The following is a 5947-nucleotide window of genomic DNA, read 5'->3' as shown; positions in this document are numbered from 1 at the left end:
AACTTCGAGGCCTACGAGGCGAACAAGATCGAGCGTCTCGGCGCCGACGCGGCGAACCCGTCGCGTTCGACCTACCGCAAGCTCACGCGTGACTGACGTGACGCCGTCTGCGGGCTCGGCTCCGGCCGGGCCCGCGCGGCTGCACATCCCCATTCACCTGCGGTGGGGAGACCTCGACGCCCTCGGACACGTCAACAACACGTCGATGCTGAAGCTTCTCGAAGAGGCGCGGCTCCGGGCGTTCTGGCGCGGCGACGACGACGGAGACGCCCTCCCGACCGCCGTCTTCGACATGAGCGTGCTGGAGAGCGGGGGAGAGCGCGCGACGCTCATCGCGCGGCAGGAGATCGAGTACCTCCGCCCCGTTCCCTATAGCCAGCGTCCGCTCGACGTACGGCTGTGGATCGGCGCGATGGGCGGCTCCAGCGCCGACATCTGCTTCGAGGTCTTCAGCCCGATCGGCGACGACGAGCCGGTGCTCTACGCACGCGCCACGGCGGTCGTCGTCCTTGTCGACACGGCCAGCGGCCGCCCGATCCGTTGGAGCGAGACCGAGCGCGCCGCGTGGGCCCCGTACATCGGCGACCCGATCGAATACCGCCGCCGCGGCCGCTGACGCCCCGAAGCGCCACGCAACCCCGGGCTCTACTCGCCCGGCACGCGCACCATGATCTCCTGCGCCACGCTGGCCAGGAGCACGCCCTCGCGCGTGTAGATCCGCCCGGTCGACAGGCCACGCCCGCCGCGGGCGTTCGGCGACTCCTGCACGTACAGGAGCCACTCGTCGACGCGCCCCGGCCGGTGCCACCACATCGCGTGGTCGAGGCTCGCGACCCGCAGACCGGGCGTGCTCCACGGCACGCCGTGTCCGCGGAGGATGGTCTCCTGGATCGTGAGGTCGCTAAGGTACGCCAGCGCGGCGCGGTGCACCGCCGGGTCGTCGGGAAGCTCGCGCCGTGTGCGCATCCACACCGCCTGTCGCGGCACGTGCGGACCCTCCACGGACGTGTACACGGGCGACGGCACGTGCAGCACGTCGACGGGACGCTCCGAGAACAGCTTGCGGCTCACGGGGTGCAGGCGTTCCTCGTCGAACGGCGGCAGATCCTCCGGGAGCGGGATGCCATCCGGCATGGGCTCGGCATGCTCAAGCCCCGGACCCTCGTCCTGGAACGACGCGATCATCGAGAAGATCGGTACGCCGGCCTGGAACGCCTGCGTGCGCCGCGTCGAGAACGACCGCCCGTCGTGGATTCGGTCGACGGAGAACGTGATGCCCGCGTCGGGGTCGCCGGGCCGCAGGAAGTAGCCGTGCATCGAATGCACGGTGCGCTCGGGCGGGAGCGTGCGCGAGGCCGCGACGATCGACTGCGCGAGCACCTGCCCGCCGTACACGCGTCCCGACGGCATCGGCTGCGAGACCCCGGTGAAGATGTCCTCGGTCGTCCGTGCGCCCGCGTCGCGGAGGTCGAGCACCGCGAGCAGAGAGGCCACGGGGTCGCTGGCGTCGGTCACGCTCACTCCCGTTCCGCGCAGAGGCCTGCGTCCCTTGATAGTTTAGGCCGGGTGTCCGCGCGCCTGTTGTTCCCCGATCCGCAGGCGGCAGCCGACCTGCTCACCTTCTCCTCCCGAGCCATCCGACTCGGTGACGGTTCCGTCCGCCTCCGCGCCGACGGCGGAGTCCTCGTGAGCACGGCGGCTCCGCTCGCTCCCCGCGGACTCCTGGATGCCACCCCCACGGTGCTCGGTCTCCGCGTGTCGGCCGTCGACCCGGAGCTGCAGTGCGACCTGGTGGTCGAGGCATCCGCTCTCTCGATCGCGCCCGACGATGCCTCGGCGATCGTGCTGCCCGAGATAGCGAGCGCTCCGGCGTGGGCCGGGGTTTCGCCGCCGCGCGGCGGGTGGGCGGAGATCGCCGCGATCGACAGCTCGGTGCTGGCGGCGCGTGCGCAGTACGGGATCGCCGCCGTGGCCGATGCGCTGCCCGCGGATCCGGGGGAGGACGTCGTCCGCACGGTGCGCGCGCAGGTGTGGGGGCAGCCCGACGAGGCGCTCGGCGATCTCCCGCTCGGCACCGCGTTCGCGGCCTACGCACTGGGGTTCATCGCGGGGGCCGAGCAGGCCACGGTCCGCACGAGCGGTGTCTGGACCCGAGTGACGCTCGCCCGCGGGCACGTGCTCGTCCGCGGTCCGGTGCGCTCGGGTCTCACGCCGGTCCGCACCACCGGGACGTGAGCGTCCGCCCGACCCGGGCGTGAGAGCCCGCGCCACCGGGACGTGAGCGTCAACGCGACCCGGGTGTGAGAGCCCGCGCCACCGAGGCGTGGGGGTTCGACCGGGACGTGAGCGTCAGTCGGCGGAGCGGATCGGCAGACCCGTGTCGGCGCGCCCGTCGCGCGTCGGGCCGATGCCGCGCGGCTCGAACGTGTTCACCATCGCATGGGCGGCCCGCTCGAGGTAGTCCCACAGCGGGGCTTCGAGCGCGGGCGGGAGGGCGATCTCATCGACGGCCGCGCGCATGTGGCGCAGCCACCGGTCGCGCGCGTCCGGGTCGACGTGGAACGGCATGTGCCGCATGCGCAGGCGCGGGTGCCCGCGCTTTTCGCCGTAGGTCGTGGGGCCGCCCCAGTACTGCGCGAGGAAGAGCGTGAGCCGCTCGGCCGCGGGACCGAGGTCTTCCTCCGGATACATGGGCTTCAGGACCTCGTCCTCCGCGACCCCGCGGTAGAACGCGTCGACCAGTCGACGGAAGGTGTCCATCCCGCCGGCCTGCTCGTAGAAGCTGATCGGCTCGCTCACGCGGATGCTCCGTCATCGTCGGCCCGCACGGCGGGGGGAGTGGGCTTCTGCACGGCGTCGCCGTCGACGGACGACGCGGGCCTCGCCGGAGGAGTGGGTTTCTGCACGGCGTCGCCGTCCTCGGACGCTGCGGCCGCCTTCGGCGCCGTGTCGGTGCCGGACGGAGCCGCCGCCTTGGGCTTCTTCGGCCGCGCCTTCTCCGCCGCGATCTCGGCGGCCACAGCATCCGCGTCCAGCACCGTGTCGGAGACCGCGAGCTTCTTCCGCCGCGGACGCCAGACCGGGCGCTCGGGAACGGTGGCAACCGGGGTGGGCTTTGTCTTGGGCGGGTGCGCGCCGCGCACGCTCTGCGCGCCCTCGGCCCCGGTCAGAACGATCGAGTTGAGCTGTGGGAGTGTCAGGCCCAGATCGTCCATCGCACGCTTGAGGCGCACGCGCAGCTCGCGCGCGACGTCATCCTTCGAGCTGGACCGTGTCTTCATGACGAGCCGGATGACGAGGGCATCGCCGCTGATGGACTCCAGGCCCCAGATCTCGGGCTGCTCGATGATGCGCGAACGCCACTTCTGCTCCTTGGCCAGGGCCTTCGCGGCGCCGAGCATGGCCTTCTCGACCTCGTCGATGTCGGCATCCACCGGCACGGCCAGGTCGATGATGACCCGGGCCCATCCCTGCGACATGTTGCCGATGCGCGTGATCTCGCCGTTTCGGACGTACCAGAGCGTGCCGTTGACGTCGCGGACGTGCGTGATGCGGACGCTCACGAACTCCACGATGCCGGTGGCGAGACCCAGGTCGACGACGTCGCCGATCCCAATCTGGTCCTCGGCCACGATGAAGATGCCGTTCAGCACGTCCTTGACGATGTTCTGCGCGCCGAAGCCGAGTCCGGCGCCGACCGCGGCCGTCAGCAGGGTCAGTGAGCTCAGGGCGTTGGGGGCGACGATGCCGGCGATCCAGACCAGCGCGACGAGCACGAGCACGACGTTGACGATGTTCTGCAGAATCGTCCCGAGGGTACGCGTGCGCTGCACGAGCCGGACGGCCGCGAGCGGCGACCGATCGAGCGCCTGCGTGTCGTCGACGCGGGCGTTCTTCTTCGCCCCGTTGACGATCCGGTCGACGACGCGACGGATGAGCACGCGAAGGATCCACGCGGCGACGGCGACGCCCACGATGATGCCGAGGATGTGCAGCAGCACCCCGCCGAAGCCGAGCAGTTGCTCACCGATCCACGCCCACGCGGACGGGTCGGTGAGCGATTTCAGATCGACGGGAGGCGTCGGAGTCGGCGTGGGATCGGGAGCGCTGGCGAGAACGGTCATCCCCTTCATGCTAACGACGGATGCCTCGGTGCCGCCTGGGCATCGAGGCATCCATCGTTCTCCTGGTTGTCAGGCGTCGCGGCGGCGCAGCACGACGATCCCGGCGCCTACCAGCGCCACCACCCACGCGGCGAGCGTGAGCGCGGGGACCAGCACGTCGCCCGTCGGAATCGCGGTCAGGTCGTGGCCGGCGGCGACCGGCAGGTAGCGGCCGAGGTCCACGACCCACTGCCACGACGCCCCGCCGAGCGCGAAGAGGTTGAACGCGATCGGCGCCACGAAGAGCACCCCGACGGTCGCGGCGATCGCCCCGGCGCCGTTGCGGATGAGAAGACCGAAACCCATCCCGATGAGCGCGTAGGCGATCATCGAGAGGACGCCGAACAGGAGCGGGAGCAGCGCCTGAGCCGGGTCGGACCACGAGATGGCGGCGGTCGAGATCGGCACCGTGACGGCGAGGCAGACGAGGTAGCTGACGGCCGTCGCGGCGCCCACGACCAACGCGACCGCCAGGCTCTTCGCCAGAACGACCTGCGCGCGCCGAGGGGTGGCGGTCAGGGTCGAGCGGATCATCCCGGTGGCGTACTCCCCGGTGACAGCGATCGCGCCCAGGATGCCGGCCACGAGCATCGTGAACTGGGTCGACGCGACGACTCCGGAGATCGCGTACCCGCCGTCCGAGGCCGACACGTAGAGCCACGAGATGCGGACGGAGAGGACCCCCGCGATCGCGAGGGACCACCACGTCGAGCGCAGCGTCGTGAGCTTCAGCAGCTCGCTCTGGAGGGTTCGGAGGAAGGTCGGTCCGACCGAGCCCTCCGTGAAGGTCGTGCGCCGGGGCGCGGTGAGGGCGGTCATGCGAGTTCCTTCGTCTTGTACTCGATCGCGTCTTCGGTGAGGGCCAGGTAGGCGTCCTCGAGCGAGCCGCTGCGCGGGGTCAGTTCGTGGAGAGGGATGCCATGCCGTGCCGCCACATCGCCGATCTCGGCCGCGGAAACCCCGCGGAGGCTGGCGAAGCCGGTCTCGACGAGGGTCGCCGTCGCGCCGGCGTCGCTCATCACCTCGACGAGGCGGGACAGCTCGGGGGAGCGGACGAACACGACCTCGGTCGTCCACGAACGGACGAGGTCCGGAAGCGGAGCGTCGGCGAGCACGGCGCCCCGGCCGAGCACGATCACGTGGTCGGCGGTCTGCGCCATCTCGCTCATGAGGTGGCTCGACAGCAGCACCGTACGTCCCTCGGCGGCGATGTGCCGGACGAACTCCCGCACCCAGCGCACGCCCTCGGGGTCGAGGCCGTTCACCGGCTCGTCGAGGATGAGCGTATGCGGGTCGCCGAGGAGCGCGGCCGCGATCCCGAGCCGCTGGCCCATGCCGAGGGAGAAGCCACCCGCCCGCTTGTCCGCGACCGAGGCGATGCCCGCGAGTTCGATGACCTCGTCGACGCGACGCCGGCCGATGCCGTGGGTCGCGGCCATGACGCGGAGGTGGTTCCGGGCGCTCCGGCCGGTGTGCACGGCCTTGGCATCCAGAAGGACGCCCACCTCGGTGAGCGGGGCGCGAAGGCGGTCGTAGGGGGTTCCGTTGACGGTGACGCGGCCCGACGTCGGGCGGTCGAGCCCGACGATCATGCGCATCGTCGTGGATTTGCCGGCGCCGTTCGGGCCGAGGAAGCCCGTGACGCGGCCCGGCGGGACGGTGAACGAGACGTCGGACACCGCGGTGCGCGTGCCGTATCTCTTGGTGAGGTGCTCTGCGACGATCATGCTTCCACGCTAGGAAGCGGACCCCGGATGCCGCGTCCGCCGGGGGAGTGATCCCTG

7 protein-coding genes are annotated in these 5947 nt (G+C 71.3%); 2 read left to right on the top strand and 5 right to left on the bottom strand.

All coding sequences use genetic code 11. From position 1 onward, the window contains the following. The first annotated feature begins 88 nt into the window (after positions 1–88). Positions 89–616, top strand: coding sequence for a thioesterase family protein (locus tag I5G_RS01035; protein ID WP_083896503.1), 528 nt, complete (start codon positions 89–91; stop codon positions 614–616). A gap of 29 nt (positions 617–645) precedes the next feature. Here the strand turns inward: I5G_RS01035 and I5G_RS01030 are convergent, their stop codons facing one another. Then, positions 646–1515, bottom strand: a complete 870-nt coding sequence (locus I5G_RS01030; RefSeq protein ID WP_026095554.1) for an acyl-CoA thioesterase II — start codon at positions 1513–1515, stop codon at positions 646–648. A 51-nt stretch (positions 1516–1566) separates the two neighbouring features. Between I5G_RS01030 and I5G_RS01025 the strand changes: the two genes are divergently transcribed. Then, positions 1567–2235 (top strand): hypothetical protein, encoded by a 669-nt coding sequence (locus I5G_RS01025; protein ID WP_022877391.1) that lies wholly within the window; start codon positions 1567–1569, stop codon positions 2233–2235. A 114-nt stretch (positions 2236–2349) separates the two neighbouring features. On the opposite strand, the gene I5G_RS01020 is transcribed toward I5G_RS01025, so the two are convergent. The 4 genes from I5G_RS01020 to I5G_RS01005 form a co-directional block, all read right to left on the bottom strand. Next, positions 2350–2799 (bottom strand): globin, encoded by a 450-nt coding sequence (locus I5G_RS01020; protein WP_022877390.1) that lies wholly within the window; start codon positions 2797–2799, stop codon positions 2350–2352. Beyond that, positions 2796–4124 (bottom strand): mechanosensitive ion channel family protein, encoded by a 1329-nt coding sequence (locus tag I5G_RS19835; protein ID WP_239642465.1) that lies wholly within the window; start codon positions 4122–4124, stop codon positions 2796–2798. Before I5G_RS19835 ends, I5G_RS01020 begins: the two co-directional genes overlap by 4 nt. Positions 4125–4193: 69 nt before the next feature. Beyond that, the gene (locus I5G_RS01010; RefSeq protein ID WP_022877388.1) at positions 4194–4982 is read right to left on the bottom strand and encodes an ABC transporter permease; all 789 of its coding nucleotides are present in this window, start codon (positions 4980–4982) and stop codon (positions 4194–4196) included. Beyond that, positions 4979–5890, bottom strand: coding sequence for an ABC transporter ATP-binding protein (locus I5G_RS01005; RefSeq protein WP_022877387.1), 912 nt, complete (start codon positions 5888–5890; stop codon positions 4979–4981). Before I5G_RS01005 ends, I5G_RS01010 begins: the two co-directional genes overlap by 4 nt. Positions 5891–5947: the final 57 nt, after the last annotated feature.

This window comes from Microbacterium sp. B19, from assembly GCF_000333395.1.
GTDB lineage: Bacteria > Actinomycetota > Actinomycetes > Actinomycetales > Microbacteriaceae > Microbacterium.
This window is presented reverse-complemented; position numbering and strand designations above follow the sequence as displayed.

Excerpts from the sequence above, each read along its gene's own strand:
- I5G_RS01010 (WP_022877388.1), bottom strand. The coding sequence starts at position 4,982 with ATGACCGCCCTCACCGCGCCCCGGCGCACGACCTTCACGGAGGGCTCG.
- I5G_RS19835 (WP_239642465.1), bottom strand. The coding sequence starts at position 4,124 with ATGACCGTTCTCGCCAGCGCTCCCGATCCCACGCCGACTCCGACGCCT.
- I5G_RS01005 (WP_022877387.1), bottom strand. The coding sequence starts at position 5,890 with ATGATCGTCGCAGAGCACCTCACCAAGAGATACGGCACGCGCACCGCG.